Genomic DNA, 17,953 nt, shown 5'->3' on the forward strand with positions numbered 1-17,953 from the left:
ACCCGCACTCTCGGCTAATTTCGCTGTCGCGTCGTCAGTCGTCCTGGCCGTCATCGATGTCATCGTCCCAGTCGTCGTCCTGGTCGTCCCAGTCGTCGTTGTCGTCCCGGCCGTTGTCGTCCCAGTCGTCATCACAGTCGTCGTCGCGATGGGCCGCGTTGACGTCGCACCAGTCGTCGTCGTCCGAACCCAGGTTCGGTGGGACGGCCCGCTGCACCGGTGCGCCGGCCGGGACCTGGGGAACCGGGGCCGCGGCCGGGGTCTGCACCTGCGGCGACTGCGCGGGAGCAGTCTTGGCCTCCGGCGTCTGGGACACGTCCACGGAGACGGCGTCGGAGGCCAGGCTGGGCTCGGGTGAACGGATGAGGAAGAAGCTGGCGGTCACGACGGCAACCGCGAGCGCACCGAGGGCGATGGTGGCGAGTACTCGTGAGAAGTTCATGTCAACGACTCTGACGGACGCCGGTGAGCCGTCCATGAGTCGAAGATGAAGGTTTTTTCATCTACGAACTGCGTGCACCGACGTCAGGAACTCGTCGATGCGTGGCCACGTCTGCTCGACCGCAGCGGACCCGGCGATCAAACCCAGATGGCTGGTCTCCACCGTGGTGAACTCGACGCGCGGCGCCCCGGAAAGCAGCCCCACCCCATGGTGGGCGGCGGCCCAGCTGACGATCGCGTCGCGGTGACTGCCGAACAGCGCGACCGGTACCGCGACCTCGGCGAGGTCGACGACCCGTCCGCCGAAGTCGAGCACCCCGTCGGCGAGTTCGCCGCGCATGATGAAGTTCTCCCACATCTGCTCGGACACCTTGCCCGGATAGCCGGGCATCGTCTCCTGGAAACGGTCGATGGCCTTCATCCGGGTCAGCGCGTCGGTGTCGTCGGCGTTGCGCAGGATGTAGCCCGGCTTCTTGAGTTCGCGCTGCCAGGCCGTGCCTCGATAGGCGAGGCGGACCAGCGGCGCGGGGATCCCGCCGAGCGCTCGCAGCGCCAGTGTCACCGGCGCGGTGCCGACCGGTTTCATCAGCGTCTTGACCAGCGGATACGGCGGGACTTTGGAGTAATCGAGAGGCGTGCCGACCGCGACGACCGACGCCACCGGCAGGTCCGGGTTCGCGGCAGCGGTCAACAGGCTGATGGTCCCGCCGATACTCCACGCGAGGAGGTCGATCTCCGCGGAATCCCGCGACGTTCCGGCGGCCGGGTCATCGGCGTTGCCGTAGAAGTCTGCGACGGTCGCGGCGACGGCCCCGGGGACGATGTCGTCGAAGAAGTCGGCGAACCCGAGGTGTCGGTCGGCGCGGGTCATGTCGCCGAAGTCGAGTACGTACGGAACCCGGCCGGTCGACAGGAGGAACTGCACCACCGACAGCCCGTCGGCGAGGTCGTAGCACGATGTGGACACCGCGAGCGGCGGGATCAGCAGCACCGGTCGCCGTCCCGTGCCGACGGCTGCGATCACCTCGTCGTCGGTGCCGTACCGCCGCAGCGTGCGGTGCGGTCCGTCGGCGACCACCGTGTGCGGCGTCTCGTGGGACTCGCCGATCTGTCCACCACGTGCCAGATGGACCAGCGTCGCGACGCCGTCGAAACCACCCACCACTACCTCCCAGTCGTCGTCCGGGGACATTCAACACACCCCGCCCGGGTCATGCCCGGGCGGGGTGTGACCGTTTGGTGCACGACGCCCGCGGGTACCGGATCCGACGAGGCGCCGATGCCGTAGTCGGCGCGTACAAGGAGGTACACGGCCATGGCCGAAGAACTGAACGGCACCACCATCGCTTTCCTCGTCGCCCAGGAGGGCGCCGAGCAGGTCGAACTCACCGAACCGTGGAAGTCGGTCGAGGCGTGCGGCGGCAAGCCCGTCCTGGTGTCCACCGACTCCGGCACGGTGCAGGCGTTCAACCACCTCGACAAGGCCGACACCTTCCCCGTCGACACCCCTCTCGAGGACGCCCGCGTGATGGACTTCGACGCGCTGGTCCTGCCGGGCGGTGTCGCGAACCCGGATTTCCTGCGAACCTCGGAGCCCGCCGTCCGCTTCGTGCGCAGCTTCTTCGATGCCGGCAAGCCGGTCGCGGCCATCTGCCACGCGCCCTGGACCCTGATCGAGGCCGACGTTGTCCGCGGCCGCACCCTCACGTCGTTCCCGAGTGTGCGCACCGACGTCATCAACGCCGGCGGCACCTGGGTCGACGAGGAGGTCGTGACATGCCGCGACGGGGACAACGTGCTGATCACCAGCCGCAAGCCCGACGACCTCGCCGCCTTCAACGCCGCGATCGTCGCCGAGTTCGCGCGCACGAATGTCGCGAGCTGACCGCCCCGTCGGGGACGTCAGACGACGGACAACGGTGCAGATTCCCTGCCGGTCAGGGTGAGCAACGCCTGCTCGCCCTGACCGGTGAGCAGTGCGGTGGCGGCCGCCGTCGACAGCGCTGACGCCAGCACCTCGGCCGGCAGCGGGAGATCGGAACCGATCGCCCGCGAGATGTCGAGACCGTGCACCGCGAGTTCGAAGGTCCGGGTGGGCAGGTAATCGGACAGCATGATGCCGCCGAACGGCGTCGTCAGGGGCCGGTCCCCCGTTCCCGCAAGGGCGTCGACGGCCTGTGCGCGCCGCTCCCGGACCCCGGCGCGCGGATCGTTCCCCAGGGACAGCCCGGCGTCCACTCCTCGCTGTCGGACCGACGCGGGGTCTCCGTAACCGCGGATCGATGCGAAATAGGCCGCGGTCGAGGTCAATTCGACATCACCACCGGGCTCGGCCAGGTAGGTGACGACCGTCGTCAGCGATCTGCTCGCGTGTCCGACGAGCGATCGCAACGACCATTCGCCGAGACCGGGTCCGTCCCAGCGATCGTCGGCGATCAGGTCCACCAACCGCGTCAGATGCTCGGCACCGGCCGTGAAGTCGTCGATCGCACGTGCCAGTATTCCCTCTGCCATCTCAGTCCTTCGGAGTGCCGGCGGTCGTCGACGACGTCCCGCTCGCGGTCGCTATCTTGCGGACACGGTCGTAGAGGAGGGCGATGGTCGCGGCGAACACGATGACGCCGAGGATCTGTGCCCAGGTCCCGAAGCCGTCGCCGACGATCGCCAGCGCCGAGTCGTCGCCCGTGGCCGCCACGATGCCGGCGAAGACCACGCCGAAGAGCGCCTCGCCGACGATCAGGCCGGTGGCCAGCAGGACACCCATCCTCTTCTTGTGTTCCACTGCGCCGCCGCTGCGTTCGGCCCAGCGGTTGTAGTAGTGACCGATGAAGGCGCCGATCGGGATGATCAGGACCACCGACATCGGCAGGTACATGCCCATCCCGACAGCCAGCGGCGGCAGCCGGAAACGCCCTGCGCGACCGAGGAGTTCGTCGATAACGATCACCACCGCGCCGATCAGGGCGCCGATTCCGACGAGTCCCCAGTTCAGGTCCGCCCCGAGGACACCTTGCGCGAGGGTCGTCAGCAGCCCGGCCTGCGGTGCCGCGAGCGCGTCCTCGGTGGCACCCGGCGCGCCGACGAACCCGAAGGCCTCGTACATCAGCTGCAGGATCGGCGGGATCACGGCCGACCCGAACAGCACGCCGATGATCAGCGCCACCTGCTGTTTCCACGGTGTCGCCCCGACGAGCTGACCGGTCTTGAGGTCCTGCAGGTTGTCATTGGAGATGGTCGCGACGCCGAAGACGACCGCGGCGGTGAACAGCGTGTAGGCGATGAGCGCGTCGGTCTGCGAGTCGTCCGCCGGCCCGAAGGTCAGCTTCACGAGCAGTGCGGCGATGAGAACCACCAGGATGCCCACGCCGGAGATGGGGCTGTTCGACGACCCGATCAGGCCCGCCATGTACCCGCACACCGACGCGACCGCCAGTCCGATGACGAACACGAAGACGATGCTGACCACGATGATCCCGGTGGCACTGCCCTCCAGAACCGTGTCGCGCACGAAGTCCCACAACAGGATTCCGATCGGGATGAGCAGCACGAGGATGCTGCCGCCGACGATGTTGATCGGCATGTCCCGCTCGGTGATGTCGACCGTGACCCCCTCCCGACGCGATCGCGAGGAGACCATGGCCGCCCGGATTCCCCGCACGATCGGACCGATGACCTTGATCAGCGTCCAGACGGCCGCGATGGCGATCGCCCCGGCCCCGATGAGTCGCACGTCGTTGGCGAAGATCGAGCTGACGGCGTCGCCGAAATCCTCCCCCGCCGTGCGCCCCTGGGTCTCGATGGGCAGCAGTACGACGTAGGAGATCACCACCCCGACGAGCATGGCGATGCCCACGGTGATCCCGACGAGATGGCCGATGCCGATCAGCGACATCGACAACCCGGCACTGAACAACGTTCCGCCCGTGCCGATCCTGATCGTCGTCGAGATCGAATCGCTGAGGACCTGGAGTTTGGTGAGCAGGGCGAAACCGGCCGACGCGAGCGAACCGATGACGATCGTGCGCAGGCCGGCCTTGTTCTCCGCGGCACCGCCCGCGGAATCGCCGACCTTTAGTACCTCTGCTGCCGCAACGCCTTCCGGGTAGGGCAGGTCGGAGCCGGTGACCAGCGCGCGTCGTAGCGGGATCGAGTACATGACGCCGAGGATTCCGCCGATCGCGCACACCGCCACCGTGATCCAGTACGGGAAGCCCGTCCACCATCCGATGATGACCAGACCGGGTATGACGAAGATGATCGCCGACAGCGTGCCGGCGGCGGACGCGATCGTCTGGACGATGTTGTTCTCGACCACCGAGTGGTTGGCGAAGTACCGCAGAATGCTCATCGAGATGACGGCGGCCGGGATCGCGGTGGCGAACGTGAGGCCCACCTTGAGTCCGAGGTACACGTTGGCGGCCGTGAAGACCAGCGTGATGATGCCACCGAGGACGGCACCTCGGAGCGTCAGTTCTCGCAGGTTCGCCGTGGCCGGAGGCGCAGTCGCCATCTGGTCCCTCCCAACAGTCGGGTCCTGCGACCGGCGGTCGGTCGGACGGTGGATCATCCGGGCATTCGTCGATCCACCTTAGGCCCGGATGACCACTCGCGCTGCGACTTCCCGCGCAGCCGGGGTCGGTTCGCGTGTCGCGTCGACGCACCTCCGTACGGCACTGACCGCTTTGCGGTGTTTCGGCGAGTCGGACACGGCCACCATCCCGGCGTCTCGATCGGCGACGGTAGGGCATCATCGATCCATGAGCGAAGGGAAGACGGAGCAGTCTGCCCGCACCCGTGCGCTGCTCATCGAGGCGGCCGAGAAACTGATCGCCCTGAACGGGGTCGCGGCCGTGTCCAGTCGCCAGATCAGCAAGGCGGCCGGTCAGGGCAACAACTATGCCGTCGGCCATCACTTCGGTTCCAAGGACGATCTCCTCCGCGCCACCCTGACGTCGCACAACGTCCCGATCGAGCGGCTTCGCCAGAAATGCCTGTCGGAGGTCGGACCCGACCCCGGGGTCCGCGACTGGCTCCGCTGCCTCGTCGGGCCCGAGGTCGAGTACCTCGCACAGATCGGTGCGCCGAGCTACTTCGCCCGGTTCTTCGCCCAGGTGTCGAGCGATCCGTCCGCGACCGCCCTGCTCTACGAGGAGACCGCGCGATCGGAGGTCCTCATGACAATCCTCGACCGGTTCTACGCCACCCTGCCGACCTTTCCCGACGACGTGCTCGAAGTGCGCAACAACCTGACGCGCCACATGATCGTCAACGCGCTCGCCGACATCGAACGGGCCGCCGAGGACGGCGGGACTCGAACAGCCCCATGGGAGCACGAGCGCGACCTGGTCGTCGATGCGCTGACCGGGATGTGGCTCGCGCCGGCCGCCTCCCGGTGATCAGATGACCGTGCCGACATCCCGGGCGACGATCCGGTCGAGAGCGCGCTCGGCGACCGCCGCGATGGTCATCGACGGATTGCAGGCCGCGGTGTTGCCCGGCATGAGTGCGCCGTCGATGACGTAGAGCCCGCGCTGGCCGTGGACGCGTCCCTCGAGGTCGCACACCGCACCCATGTTGGCCCCGCCGAGCGCGTGCCAGGTCGAGGGGAACACCGCATTGGTGTCCGTCAGGACGGCGTCGGGTCCGGCGATCCGGCGCACGGTCCGGTCGATGTGCTTGGTCTGGATCTCCGAATCGCCCTCGTGTGGCCAGCGGATCACCGAATCTCCGATCGCCGAGTCGTAGGAGATGACGCCGCGGCCCGAGCTCACCCCGAAACCGACCATCATCGTGGTGCCGGCGTACACGGGTAGTGGCGGCAGCGATGCCTGGATGACGGTGAACGCGCTCTTCGGATCGCTCCAGTTGGGGCTGCCGAAGACCACCGGTCCGCCCTGTACCGTCCCGAAGTCGATACTGGGGCTGGTCCAGGTGTAGATCCGGTCGGCGTTGGTGCCCCATCCGTGCCCCACCCCGTCGGGCAGGCCCGGCACGGTTCCGGTCGCGCGCGCCTTCACCAACAGCTTGGTCGTGTTCACGCTGCCCGCCGACAGGATGAGTGTCCCTGCGATCAGTTCGTTGTGCTCCAACACTTTCCCGGACTCGTCGGTGCGTTCGACCTCGAGGGACCATCGGCCGTCGGGTCGGCGGGCGACCTGCCGCACGGTGTGCAGGGTTCGGACCTGAACCCGCCCGGTCGCCTCGGCCTCGCGGATATAGGTGACGTCGACACTGTGCTTGCCACCGTTGTTCACGCCGATGGCGCCGTCGCCGTTGGTGTAGGCGGGCTTCATCTCGCCACGCAGCTCGGCCGCGGCATACCCCCAGTCGATCGGCATCGGGATCTTCTGCAGCGGAAGGCCCTCGGCCCGAACTCGTTTCGCGAACTGTCGCGGTGCCAGGTATTGCGGGGAACGCACCACCGAGTCGGGCGCCACCGCGACCTTCAGCATCCGCGCGACCCGCGGGTAGTGCACACGGTTCATCAGTTGCCAGTCGAGTGCGTTCGGGAAGTGCTCGTTGAACACCGACTCGCTCGGTTGCAGTGTCATGCCCTGGTAGACAAGGGAACCACCGCCGAGGCCGGCCGGGCAGAGTGCGGTCATGTTGACGCCCGCGACCGACTCGAACAGTCCCACATAGGGTTCGACGCTCAGCGGCTTGCCGAAGAGGTTCGGGGTCGACTCGTGCCACAGGATCCGCTTGTCCGGACTCGACGCACGCGGGAAGGTCTCCGAGTTCGGACCCGTCGGCCACCGCCGGCCCCGCTCGAGCAACAGGACCGGCACGCCGGCCTGCGCGAGCCGGAGCGCCGCGACGCCACCGCCGAATCCCGAGCCGACGATCACCACCCGATGCTCTTCGCGTGTCCGCCGGATCCGTCGCGATGGATCTCCTGACGCCGGTCCGGCTCCGGTGACGGCCGCGGCCGCCGAACCCGCCGCGGTCATCGCCGCCGCTCGCAGGAAGGTACGTCTGGTCGGTGATACCCCGGTCATGGTTCTCCTGTCGTTCGGCGCGAGATGGCGCCGGGTGCTTGGTGATTCGGCAGCTCGAGAGACGGTGGAGACCGTGGTCGCGGGTCGAGGACGCCGCGTGGGACGGACCGGGGCGTGGCCGTCGCGACACAGGATTTGTCATGGACGACCTGTGTGTCAAGGGCCACTTCGGTGACCAGTGGTGATCGGGGACATCGCCGACGCAACCCTTGACAAGCCCTTCAGTCATGTGACTGAATCGTCGCGGGCGTGGGTAGGGCCGCCATCGGTGTACGGCCGATGCGCGGGCGTGAGTGCGGCGCGCCGCGCTCGCGTGGACCTGGTCGGGATCGTGGCCGAGTGCCGAAGAGCGAAGAGAGGACGGGGAGTTCGCCGAGCAGGCGGCAACGGAACGCTAGGATGACGCGACCATTTGTCGCGGGCGGGGAGTTGCATGTCTGATCATCTGCAGGGCAAGACCATCATCATCACCGGCGCCGGAGGCGGTTTCGGCAAGGTGATCGCGGAGATGTGCGCGGCACAGGGCGCTCACATCGTCGGTGTGGACATCGACGCCGACGGGCTCACCGCGGTCGCCGACGGCATCACCGCCACCGGCGGGTCGGCTGTCGCACACGTCGCCGACGTCACCGACATGGACCAGATGAAGGGCGCCGCGGCGGCGGCCGTCGACCGGTTCGGTGCGATCGACGTGATCGTCAACAACGCCGGGGTGATGCCGCTGGCGTTCTTCGCCGACCACGAGCGGGCCTGGGAGAAGTGGCACCGGGCCATCGACATCAACATCAAGGGCGTCGTGAACGGCATCTCGGCGGTGTACGACCAGATGATCGCGCAGGGCCGGGGTCAGGTGGTCAACATCGCGTCGATCTACGGCAACGGCGGCTTCGAGGGCTCGGGTGTCTACAGCGCGACCAAGGCCGCCGTGACGATGCTGTCGGACTCCTTACGCATCGAGGCCAAGGGCAAGATCAAGGTGACGACGGTCAAACCGACCGGCGTGGCCGGCACCAACCTGGCGAGCTGGATCGTCAACGACCGCGCGATCCGCGGGATCGTCGGGCAACGTGCGGCGTCGTACCGCGAGCACATCACGGAGCTGATGCAGGGCACGCTGCCCGACGAGCTCGTCGACGTCGACTCGGTGAAGTACTGGCTGATCACCCCGGAGGATCTCGCCCGGGCGGTCGTGCATGTCATCGACCAGCCGTGGGGCATCAGTCTGTCCGACGTGACGGTCCGGGCCAGCGGCGAGGACTACCTGTACTGAACGTCGGCGCCGTCTCGGCCTAGTTCGACGGGCGGCGTCGTTCACCGCGGTACTTGCGGTGGTACTCGTCGTAGAGGTCCGAGTTCTTCTCTCGTTCGAGCTTGTTCACCAGGTCGGGATCGAGTCCGTGCTGGACGAGCCGGTGACGGCGGTAGACCCGGTTCAACGCGATCGAGAAGAAGAGGTAGGCCAGCAGGATCGGCATGGTCATCGTGATCCGGACGCCCCAGTCGGCCGGGACGAACAGCATCGGGGTCAGCACGATGATGCATGGCACCGCCCAGCGGACCACCATGCGTACCGACGCACCCGGGCCGGCCAGGTCGTTGGTCACCCAGCCGAGCATCGATTTCGGCAGACGCGCCCAGTAGACGTACTTCACGTACTCCCAGGCATTCGGCTTGGTGCGCGGTGCGGAGGTCACCTGTCGATCGTGCACCACGTGCGGGAGTCGTCCGACGTCGCCTCCCCCACCCCGGCTGGGTAACCTGACCGGCATGGGTTCGGAGATGACCGCGTCGGCCGACGACCCCACCGGCCCGGATCCGATCAGCGGCCTCGAGGCCGAACTCACCGATTTCTGGCGACGGGGCCGGGTGCGCACCCGGTTGCGCGCCCGCGCCATCGACCCGCGGCTGGACCCGTCGTGCTACCCGCTCATCACCGTGCTGGCCCGGCACCATTCGATGCCGATGTCGGATCTGGTCACCGCCGTCGGCATGGAGAAGTCGACGGTGACGCGGCAGATCGACGCGATCGTGCGGCTCGGGCTCGCCGAGCGGCACCCGGACCCGCGCGATGCCCGCGCCCGCGTGGTCACCCTCACCGATCACGGTCGCGAACGTGTCGACGCCGTGCTCGCCTCGGCGGTCACCGATTGGCGTGCACGGCTGGCCCAATGGGACCCCGACGACATCCGGACGCTCACGTATCTGCTGCACCGCCTCACCGAGGCCACCAACGATCCCGAGGCCGGCGAGGGGTCTCGTTGACCGGGCGCGGCACCGTCGGCGATCCTTGGCCGGTGACTCCGGACGAAGGACTTCTGCCCCTCGAGGGCATCACCGTGGTGGCGCTCGAGCAGGCCGTCGCCGCACCGCTGGCCACCCGACACCTCGCGGATCTCGGCGCCCGGGTCATCAAGGTGGAACGGGTCGGGGACGGGGACTTCGCGAGGCAGTACGACGCGGCGGTGCGCGGCGGCGCCGCCTCGCACTTCGTGTGGCTCAACCGCGGCAAGGAGTCGGTCGCGCTCGACCTCAAGAGCGAGGACGGACGCCAGGCGATCCGAACCCTGATCGCCGGCGCGGACGTCTTCGTCCAGAATCTCGCTCCCGGGGCGGCCGCCCGGCTCGGCCTTGCCGCCGACGATCTGCGCGCCGACCATCCCGAGCTCGTCGTCGTCGACATGTCCGGATACGGCGACGCCGGACCGTACCGCGACCGCAAGGCCTACGACATGCTGGTGCAGGCCGAGGCCGGGCTGATCTCGGTGACCGGGACGCCCGACGAGATGTCCAAGACGGGTATCCCGACCTCCGACATCGCAGCCGGTATGTACGCACTGACCTCCGTACTGTCGGCGCTGTTCCGACGCGCCACCACCGGAGTCGGCGCGCGCGTCTCGGTGGCCATGTTCGACGCCACGGTCGAATGGATGGGCCACCCGATGTACATGCGCCTGTACGGCGGCCGGCAGATCGCCCGTGCCGGGCTCGGCCATGCGGCCATCGTGCCCTACGACAAGTACCCGACCGCCGACGGCGACATCCTCATCGGCGTCCAGAACGACCGCGGCTGGGACACGCTCACCCGCGTGGCCCTCGAGCGCCCGGATCTGGCCGACGACCCCCGCTATCGCACCAACATCGAGCGGGTCGCCCGGCGAGCCGAGGTCGACGCCGCGATCGGCGCCGAGACCAAACGCTTCACCACCGACGAGCTCGACCGTCGCCTCGCCGACGCGGGCATTCCCGCGGCCGAGATCCGCGACCTCGAAGGCGTCGTCGCGCATCCGCAGCTGAGTGAGCGCGACCGCTGGCGCGAGGTGGACACCGAGGTCGGCCCGGTACGGGCGCTGCTTCCGCCGCTGACCTTCGACGACGTCGAACTCGCGATGGGTCCGGTACCGGCACTCGGACAGCACACCGAGGCGGTGTTGCGGGAATTCGGGATCGGCGTCCCGCCGACCCCGTCGGCGTAGGATCGGCGGAACGGACCTGCAGCCCTCGGGTCCCGTTGTTCATGCCCGGATACGACGACCTCTCGGAGGCGATATGTCCGACGATTCTCTGTTCACCACCCGGGATTCGGGAGCACCCGCGGGGAGTGACGAACACTCCTTGACGGTCGGCGCCGGCGGCCCGATCGTCCTGCACGATCACTACCTGATCGAGCAGATGGCCCAGTTCAATCGCGAGCGGATCCCTGAACGCCAGCCACATGCCAAGGGCAGCGGCGCGTTCGGCACCTTCGAGACCACGCAAGACATTTCGGCTTACACGTGCGCGGCGCTGTTCCAGCCCGGCGTGAAAACCGAGATGGTGGCGCGGTTCTCGACGGTCGCGGGCGAGCGCGGTAGCCCAGACACCTGGCGCGACCCGCGCGGTTTCGCACTGAAGTTCTATACGTCCGAAGGCATCTACGACATGGTCGGCAACAACACGCCGGTCTTCTTCGTCAAGGACCCGATGAAGTTCCAGCACTTCATCCGTTCGCAGAAACGCCGTCAGGACAACAACCTTCGCGACCACGACATGCAGTGGGACTTCTGGACGCTCTCGCCGGAGTCGGCGCATCAGGTGACCTGGCTGATGGGCGATCGGGGGATTCCCAAGACCTGGCGCCACATGAACGGATACAGCTCGCACACCTACCTGTGGGTCAATGCCGAAGGTGTCAAGCACTGGGTCAAGTACCATTTCAAGTCCGACCAGGGAGTCGAGCACCTCACCCAGCACGAGGCCGACCAGATGGCTTCTGCGGACACCGATTTCCACACTCGGGACCTGTTCGAGAACATCGCGGCGGGCAACCATCCGAGCTGGACTCTCAAGGTGCAGCTGATGCCCTTCGACGACGCGGTGAGCTACCGGTTCAACCCGTTCGACCTGACGAAGGTGTGGCCGCACGGCGACTACCCGCTCATCGAGGTCGGCAAGATGACCCTGCACACCAATCCGGTCGATCACCACACGCAGATCGAGCAGGCCGCGTTCGAGCCGAACAACGTCGTGCCGGGTATCGGTTTCAGTCCCGACCGCATGCTGCTCGCGCGCGTGTTCTCCTATGCCGACGCCCATCGCCACCGGATCGGCGGCAACTACAAGCAGATCCCGGTGAACGCGCCCAAGAACGAAGTGCATTCGTACTCCAAGGACGGGGCGATGCGCATCCACAACGTCTCCGACCCGGTCTACGCACCCAATTCCAAGGGCGGCCCGTCGGCGCTGTATCCCGGCCAGGGCGAACCGCAGTGGGCGGCGAACGGGGAGATCCTGCGCAGCGCCTACGTCGACCATCCCGAGGACGACGACTGGGGTCAAGCGGGGACGATGGTCCGGGAGGTCTTCGACGACGAGCAGCGTGAACGTTTCGTGGACAACGTCGTCGGGCACCTCCTCAACGGTGTCTCCGAACCGATCCTCCAGCGGGCGTTCGAATACTGGCATCGCGTCGACCCCGACATCGGTGCGCGGATCAAGTCCGGTGTGACCGAGAAGCAGGACGAATCCGATCCGAAGGCCGATGACCAGGCCAACCCCGCCCGGTCGTCCGCCCAGGAGAAGGCCAAGGCCGAGAAGGCCTGACATTCTCCGCGCAGTTCGCACCGAACCGTGGAACGCGCCCTCTGACGGGGGCGCGTTCTGCGTCGGTGGCCTACTAGGCTCGATGGCGTGAGTGTGCGCGCAGGCATCGTGGTCACCGGAACCGAAGTCCTCACCGGCCGGATCACTGACCAGAACGGGCCCTGGCTGTCCGAGGAACTCCTCGAACTCGGGGTGGACGTCGCCCACATCACGATCTGTGGCGACCGGCCCGCCGACCTCACCGCGCAACTGCGCTTCCTCGCCGAGCAGCAGGTGGATCTGATCGTCACCAGCGGCGGGCTCGGCCCCACCGCCGACGACCTCACCGTCGCCACCGTCGCCGAGTTCTGCGGCCGCGAACTACTCCTCGATCCCGGACTCGAGGAGCACATCGCCGCGATCATCCAGCGCTGGCGCGGGATCGGATTCGACGTCGATTCCGGCCCGACGAGGGCGGGTATCCGCAAGCAGGCCCTGGTACCGGTCGGGGCAGTTCCGGTACCACCGACCGGCACCGCGCCGGGTGTCGTCATCCCCGCTGCCGCCGGCGTGCCGACGATCGTCGTCCTGCCCGGCCCGCCCTCGGAGCTCCAGGCGATGTGGCCGACCGCGATCGCCACGGCTGCCGTCGCCGACGTCCTGTCACGCGCCGACGATCTGCGTCAGGCGACCATCCGCGCCTACGGTCTCCTCGAAGCGGAACTCGCCGAGACGCTGCGATCGGCGGAGACCGCGATCCCCGCCTTCGGGCAACTCGAGATCACCACCTGCCTGCGGCGAGGCGAACTCGACATGGTCACCCGATTCGCCGCAGCTGATGCGTCGGTCTACGACTCCCTCCTCGACCTCCTCGTCGAACATCATGGGCGGCAGATCTTCTCGACCGACGGTTCCACGATCGACGATCTCCTGGTCGCCGCCTTGGACGGGCGACTGATCGCGACCGCCGAGTCGTGCACCGGCGGACTCGTCGCGGCGCGGCTCACCGACCGGCCCGGCTCGTCGGCCTATGTGATGGGTGGCGTCGTGTCGTACTCCAACGACGCCAAGTCGGATCTGCTCGACGTCCCGGCCGAGCTCATCGCCACGCACGGAGCCGTCAGCGAGCAGGTCGCCGCCGCGATGGCCGAGGGTGCGCTCGCACGGTTCGGTACCGATGTCGCGGTGTCGACCACCGGAGTGGCCGGCCCCGGTGGCGGCACCGAGACGAAACCGGTCGGCACCGTGTGCTTCGGTGTGGCTCTACGCGACCGGCCCACGGTCACCGTCACGCGCAAGTTCCCCGGTGACCGCGAGCGTGTCCGGTCGCTGACCACCACTGCCGCACTGCATCTCGTCGTACGCGCGCTGACCTCGGGCACTTCCTGACGCGAGCCAACCCCCTGCTCCCTGAGGTGCGAGGAGCGCAAACGACGAGCCTCGAAGGGTCAGAGCGGGCCGGTCGGGAGGTGCCGGCGGACGAGCTTGCCGGTGGGGTTGCGGGGCAGGTCATCGACGAAGACGACGTCGCGGGGCACCTTGTACCGGGCGAGGTGCTTCTTGACGTGCGCCTTGATGTCCTCAGGCGTGGGGTTCGCATGTTCGGCGGCGACGATGAAGGCGCGCAGGCGTTTTCCGTACTCGTCGTCGTCGACGCCGATGACCGCCACGTCGTCGATGTCGGGATGCTCACCGAGCAGATTCTCCACCTCGAGCGGGTAGACGTTCTCGCCTCCGGAGACGATCATGTCGTCGTCGCGGCCGTCGATGTGGAGGAGCCCGTGCTCGTCGAACCGGGCCATGTCGCCGGTGGACATGTAACCGTCGATGATCTCCTTGTTGCGGCCGTCGGTGTAGCCCTCGAACGGGGCGCCGTTGCGCACGAACAGCCTGCCGCGCACGTTGGTCCCGGAGATCCGGTTGCCCTTGTCGTCGAAGAGCGCGAGTCGGCTGGTGACCGGTGCGCGGCCCACCGTCCCCGGTGCCAGGCGCAGCTCCTTCGGTTGCGCGACCGTGGCGATCGCAACCTCGGTGGAGCCGTAGAGGTTGTAGAGCACGTCACCGAACGTGTCCTGAATGGCTTCCGAAAGTGTCGGCGACAGAGCCGAACCCGCGAGCACGACGATCTTCAGCGATGACAGGTCGTACTTGCCGATGACGTCGGGACCCAGGGCGACCATGCGGTGCAGCATGGTCGGGACGGCGACCAGCACCTCCGCCTTGTGCTCGGCGATCGCGGCGAGGGTCTTCTCCGCGTCGAACCGACGCATCACCACGGTCTTGTTGCCCAGCGCAGTCCCCACCCCCCACAACGCAAAACCGGTGGAGTGGAAGATCGGCGAGACGATCACCATGGCGCTGCGCTGCGGCAACGGGATCCGGTCCAGCAGAAGCGCACTGGCGAACGGCGACATCTTGGATCGCTGGGCGCCCTTGGGCAGTCCGGTCGTGCCGCTGGTGAGGATGACGAGTCCGCCCCACGCGGCGGGTTCGGGCGGAGTCGACGTATCGCCGGTGGCTGCGATGTCGTCGAGGGTCTGGACGCCGTCGCCGACGGGGCGGTTGCCGTCGATCCAGGTGACGATGCGCAGGGTGTCGGCGGGGAGGGCGTCGGCGAGATCGGTGAACTCCTCGTCGTAGAGCATCGCCACGATCTTCTCGCGTTCGGCGACCTCGGCGAACTGCGTCTTGCCGAAGCCGGTGTTCATCATGGCCAGACGAAACCCGGCCTTGCCCGCGGCGCTCATGGTGGTCAGCAGACCCCGATGGTCCCGCGCGATGACGCCGATGACCGATCCCGGCTTGATGCCGGACGCGAGCAGGTGGTTGGCGAGAGCGTTGGCGTGCGCATTGAGTTCACCGAAGGTGAGTTCGCCGTGCTCGTCGGCGACGGCTCCGGCCTCGGGATACTCGTCGGCACCGTGTGCCACAGCCGCCGCACACGGACCGATGATCTTGGCCCGCTTGACCGTGGTCAGCAGCTCCTTGGGTTTCGTGGGATCCACCAGGCCCGACCGCCGCAGCACCTGGAACGCACCGAACGCGTCCTGCGCCGATTCGATCACCGTGCCGACTGCACCGGTCACCGAGACCATGTCCACCCCACCTTCCGCGGCTGGGCCGCGTCGTCGCTCTCTTCAGGTTCACTACGCGCCCGACGCACTCTGGTCACCGTCGTCACCAGCCGTGCCACAGGTGCAGGATATGCCGACCGATGTCCGTTTCACCCGAATCGGTTGTCACACAACTCAGTTCACCGTATTTCGCACTCAGGCCACCGTTCGCCGTCCCGATGGGGTCGACCGAACGGCGATCTCGTGGCGACAGGCTACCAAGTCTGACAACTCGCGTCATCAGATTGGAGGCCCCACGTGCTCTCGGGTCAGTACGGCGGTGGGTCGATGCGGTCGAGTTCTTCGCGGGCTCGTTTGTTGCGGGCGCGTTCGTGTCGCCGGCGGGCCAGTTTGGCGTCCAGTCGGCTGGTGGTGCGCTCCGGGTTGTCGGAGGCGATGACGCGTGGGGTGGGTGGGGCTTGGGCGGCTTGTTCGAACCGGATACGCCGCAGGTTCGGGAAGGTGTCTTCCAGCGTTTCGGCGTCGCCGGGCAGGGTGACCCCTTCGGGGGTTTCGTATTCGGTGACCAGGCGTCCGTCGTCGTCGCGGTACTGCACATCGACCCAGTCCCCGTGGGTCTCCATCAGGTGACCGGGACGGCATTTGGCGTTGAGGTTCTCACTCGACGTCGCCCCACCCCGGGCGGGGTCGGTGTGGTCGTACTCGGTGACATGGTCGAGATCGCACGCGAATGCCGAACGGATACAGCCGGGTTCGGTGCAATAGCCGTCCCGCACCCGCACGAAATCAGCACACGAGGTGGTGGGCCGGTACCCGTTGCCGGGATGGGTCGCCGGATACACCACTGCTACGCCCGAGGCGAGGCCACCGGTTCCGCGGACGTCACCGGGTTCGGCTGCGTCGACATCAGTGCCGCCGTGGGCGGTCGAATTGGGTGCACCGGCAGGCGCGGGGCGATGGGCGGTTCGCTGCGCTGCATCGTCGGCGGTATCGGCGACGTAGGTGGGTTGGGTGCGGGCGGGGGTGACCGGGGTGAGGGTGGCGTCGGGGCGGGCGGCGAGGTCACGGACATGCTCATCGCTGATGATGCCGTGCTCGTCGAGAAACCCCACCCCGGGCGCCCCGGCCAGGGTCGCGGCATCAGTCACCACATGAATCACGACCTCAGCGCGGACCGCGTTGAGGACGCTCTGCGGGTCGGGGATGTCGGCGGTGCACGGCTGTTCATCGTCGCACTGGCAGTCGAAGCTGGTGCGGGTCAACAGCGCGAACATCGCATCGGATCGTCGTATCCCCTGGGTGCGGCCATCCCGCTTGCAGACGGAGTCGGCGAGGATGGCGACGGCTTTGGCCGAGATCCGCACGTTTTCCGCCGACATCACGGCGGTGAGTTCGGCGGTGCCGTCGGGCAGTTCGTGGGTCCACACCCCACGCTGGTCCATGGCGTCTTTGCGGCGTTGGCGTACCGCGTCGGGGTCGTGGCGGAAGACGAGGCGGTCGACCATGTCGCGCAACCGGGCCCGATCCCACACGCCTTTTCGGCGGCGCACCGTGTCGGCGATCTCGGCATCCAACGCGGGGGTGATCGGGTCATCGGTGGGGATCAGTTCGGTGCGGGAGATGACCAACCGGATCTGCCACTGCGACAGGACCCCGTCACGCAGCGTGTCCGCTACCTCGGGTAGCCGATCGCGCAGTGCGATGGCCTCGTCGATGAGGGTTTCGGCGTGCCGGCGGGACACCCCGGCTTGGCGGGCGATGCGGGCGGCGCAGTCCGCGTGGCCGTCCATCACGAACCCCGATGCGCTGGTGGTGATCAGGCGGTCGGTCATCGCCGTGATCGTCTGATAGCGGTGCCAGGCGAGGTATGACTCGCCGCGCCGGGTGGCGTCGAGGCCGGCCATCAACAACACCATGTCGGTCTCGGCGGCGTGGGCAGGATCGACCCCGGCGACGAACTCGCTCGGTAGATCGGTCCACACCCGCACAACGCCCCCCGACGCCTGATTTTCATCACCCGCCCCGAGCTGGGTGATCTGATACGACCAATGTAAACCCGACCACCGACAAAACCTGGATGAGTCTCCACAGCAGATGACGCGTCGTAGACGAAATAGGTTCTGGGCGTTGCGGTATGGTTCCGTCCGGGTTGGCGGCGGATGAGATCGTCGGGTCGCCAGGTGGTTTCGACACGGCGACTCGCCTAGCGGCTCGTTGCCGGCTCAACCGGCGGAGGTGTGCCAGCTCAACCAGCGCGGGGAGGGGCGCCTCGCTCCGCTCGGGGCCGGCTCGACCAGCGACGGATTTCGCGGCTGCGCGACGAGCGCTCCGCAGGTCAGCGACGGCGGGTAGGTCGAACGCGCCGATCCGGAACCACTCCGC

General features: G+C 67.7%; 15 protein-coding genes. 7 read left to right on the forward strand and 8 right to left on the reverse strand.

Going from position 1 to position 17,953, the window contains the following annotated elements; all coding sequences use genetic code 11:
• Window positions 1–34 precede the first annotated feature (34 nt).
• Both QAD21_RS22630 and QAD21_RS22635 read right to left on the reverse strand, forming a co-directional pair.
• Complete coding sequence (locus QAD21_RS22630) at window positions 35–442, reverse strand: hypothetical protein (RefSeq protein WP_254661168.1); 408 nt, start codon at window positions 440–442, stop codon at window positions 35–37.
• A gap of 57 nt (window positions 443–499) precedes the next feature.
• Window positions 500–1,603, reverse strand: coding sequence for an alpha/beta hydrolase (locus QAD21_RS22635; protein WP_083207253.1), 1,104 nt, complete (start codon window positions 1,601–1,603; stop codon window positions 500–502).
• A 153-nt stretch (window positions 1,604–1,756) separates the two neighbouring features.
• Here QAD21_RS22635 and QAD21_RS22640 point away from each other — a divergent pair, with 153 nt between their 5' ends.
• The gene (locus QAD21_RS22640; RefSeq protein ID WP_058252794.1) at window positions 1,757–2,326 is read left to right on the forward strand and encodes a type 1 glutamine amidotransferase domain-containing protein; all 570 of its coding nucleotides are present in this window, start codon (window positions 1,757–1,759) and stop codon (window positions 2,324–2,326) included.
• A gap of 17 nt (window positions 2,327–2,343) precedes the next feature.
• Here QAD21_RS22640 and QAD21_RS22645 read toward each other — a convergent pair whose 3' ends face one another.
• Both QAD21_RS22645 and QAD21_RS22650 read right to left on the reverse strand, forming a co-directional pair.
• On the reverse strand, window positions 2,344–2,955 hold the full coding sequence (locus QAD21_RS22645) for a maleylpyruvate isomerase family mycothiol-dependent enzyme (RefSeq protein ID WP_065629448.1): 612 nt from the start codon (window positions 2,953–2,955) through the stop codon (window positions 2,344–2,346).
• A gap of 1 nt (window position 2,956) precedes the next feature.
• Window positions 2,957–4,951 (reverse strand): oligopeptide transporter, OPT family, encoded by a 1,995-nt coding sequence (locus QAD21_RS22650; protein ID WP_065629512.1) that lies wholly within the window; start codon window positions 4,949–4,951, stop codon window positions 2,957–2,959.
• 247 nt (window positions 4,952–5,198) lie between these two features.
• On the opposite strand from QAD21_RS22650, the gene QAD21_RS22655 reads away from it, so the two are divergent.
• Window positions 5,199–5,837, forward strand: a complete 639-nt coding sequence (locus QAD21_RS22655) for a TetR/AcrR family transcriptional regulator (protein WP_058252797.1) — start codon at window positions 5,199–5,201, stop codon at window positions 5,835–5,837.
• Here QAD21_RS22655 and QAD21_RS22660 read toward each other — a convergent pair whose 3' ends face one another.
• Window positions 5,838–7,439, reverse strand: a complete 1,602-nt coding sequence (locus QAD21_RS22660) for a GMC oxidoreductase (protein ID WP_065629449.1) — start codon at window positions 7,437–7,439, stop codon at window positions 5,838–5,840.
• Window positions 7,440–7,872: 433 nt separating this feature from the next.
• Here QAD21_RS22660 and QAD21_RS22665 point away from each other — a divergent pair, with 433 nt between their 5' ends.
• A complete protein-coding gene (locus QAD21_RS22665; protein ID WP_065629450.1) occupies window positions 7,873–8,709 on the forward strand; it encodes an SDR family oxidoreductase in 837 nt (278 codons plus the stop codon).
• Between the two features lie 19 nt (window positions 8,710–8,728).
• Here QAD21_RS22665 and QAD21_RS22670 read toward each other — a convergent pair whose 3' ends face one another.
• Window positions 8,729–9,151, reverse strand: a complete 423-nt coding sequence (locus QAD21_RS22670) for a DUF5313 domain-containing protein (RefSeq protein WP_065629513.1) — start codon at window positions 9,149–9,151, stop codon at window positions 8,729–8,731.
• A gap of 55 nt (window positions 9,152–9,206) precedes the next feature.
• Here QAD21_RS22670 and QAD21_RS22675 point away from each other — a divergent pair, with 55 nt between their 5' ends.
• The 4 genes from QAD21_RS22675 to QAD21_RS22690 all read left to right on the forward strand — a co-directional run bounded on the left by QAD21_RS22675 (window position 9,207) and on the right by QAD21_RS22690 (window position 13,886).
• Complete coding sequence (locus QAD21_RS22675) at window positions 9,207–9,701, forward strand: MarR family winged helix-turn-helix transcriptional regulator (RefSeq protein WP_065629451.1); 495 nt, start codon at window positions 9,207–9,209, stop codon at window positions 9,699–9,701.
• A gap of 32 nt (window positions 9,702–9,733) precedes the next feature.
• Window positions 9,734–10,912, forward strand: a complete 1,179-nt coding sequence (locus QAD21_RS22680; protein ID WP_065629514.1) for a CaiB/BaiF CoA-transferase family protein — start codon at window positions 9,734–9,736, stop codon at window positions 10,910–10,912.
• Between the two features lie 73 nt (window positions 10,913–10,985).
• A complete protein-coding gene (locus QAD21_RS22685; protein WP_065629452.1) occupies window positions 10,986–12,518 on the forward strand; it encodes a catalase in 1,533 nt (510 codons plus the stop codon).
• A gap of 87 nt (window positions 12,519–12,605) precedes the next feature.
• Window positions 12,606–13,886, forward strand: coding sequence for a competence/damage-inducible protein A (locus QAD21_RS22690; protein ID WP_065629453.1), 1,281 nt, complete (start codon window positions 12,606–12,608; stop codon window positions 13,884–13,886).
• Between the two features lie 59 nt (window positions 13,887–13,945).
• Here QAD21_RS22690 and QAD21_RS22695 read toward each other — a convergent pair whose 3' ends face one another.
• Entirely contained in the window at window positions 13,946–15,592 is a 1,647-nt protein-coding gene (locus QAD21_RS22695; protein WP_065629515.1) for an acyl-CoA synthetase, read from the reverse strand.
• 287 nt (window positions 15,593–15,879) lie between these two features.
• On the reverse strand, window positions 15,880–17,553 hold the full coding sequence (locus QAD21_RS22700; RefSeq protein WP_065629516.1) for an HNH endonuclease signature motif containing protein: 1,674 nt from the start codon (window positions 17,551–17,553) through the stop codon (window positions 15,880–15,882).
• Between the last annotated feature and the right edge of the window lie 400 nt (window positions 17,554–17,953).

The organism is Gordonia sp. SMJS1 (genome assembly GCF_029866425.1).
Lineage (GTDB): Bacteria > Actinomycetota > Actinomycetes > Mycobacteriales > Mycobacteriaceae > Gordonia > Gordonia hongkongensis.

Coding starts and splice junctions, on each gene's coding strand:
- QAD21_RS22630 (WP_254661168.1), bottom strand. CDS start 442: ATGAACTTCTCACGAGTACTCGCCACCATCGCCCTCGGTGCGCTCGCG.
- QAD21_RS22640 (WP_058252794.1), top strand. CDS start 1,757: ATGGCCGAAGAACTGAACGGCACCACCATCGCTTTCCTCGTCGCCCAG.
- QAD21_RS22645 (WP_065629448.1), bottom strand. CDS start 2,955: ATGGCAGAGGGAATACTGGCACGTGCGATCGACGACTTCACGGCCGGT.
- QAD21_RS22650 (WP_065629512.1), bottom strand. CDS start 4,951: ATGGCGACTGCGCCTCCGGCCACGGCGAACCTGCGAGAACTGACGCTC.
- QAD21_RS22655 (WP_058252797.1), top strand. CDS start 5,199: ATGAGCGAAGGGAAGACGGAGCAGTCTGCCCGCACCCGTGCGCTGCTC.
- QAD21_RS22660 (WP_065629449.1), bottom strand. CDS start 7,439: ATGACCGGGGTATCACCGACCAGACGTACCTTCCTGCGAGCGGCGGCG.
- QAD21_RS22665 (WP_065629450.1), top strand. CDS start 7,873: ATGTCTGATCATCTGCAGGGCAAGACCATCATCATCACCGGCGCCGGA.
- QAD21_RS22675 (WP_065629451.1), top strand. CDS start 9,207: ATGGGTTCGGAGATGACCGCGTCGGCCGACGACCCCACCGGCCCGGAT.
- QAD21_RS22685 (WP_065629452.1), top strand. CDS start 10,986: ATGTCCGACGATTCTCTGTTCACCACCCGGGATTCGGGAGCACCCGCG.
- QAD21_RS22695 (WP_065629515.1), bottom strand. CDS start 15,592: ATGGTCTCGGTGACCGGTGCAGTCGGCACGGTGATCGAATCGGCGCAG.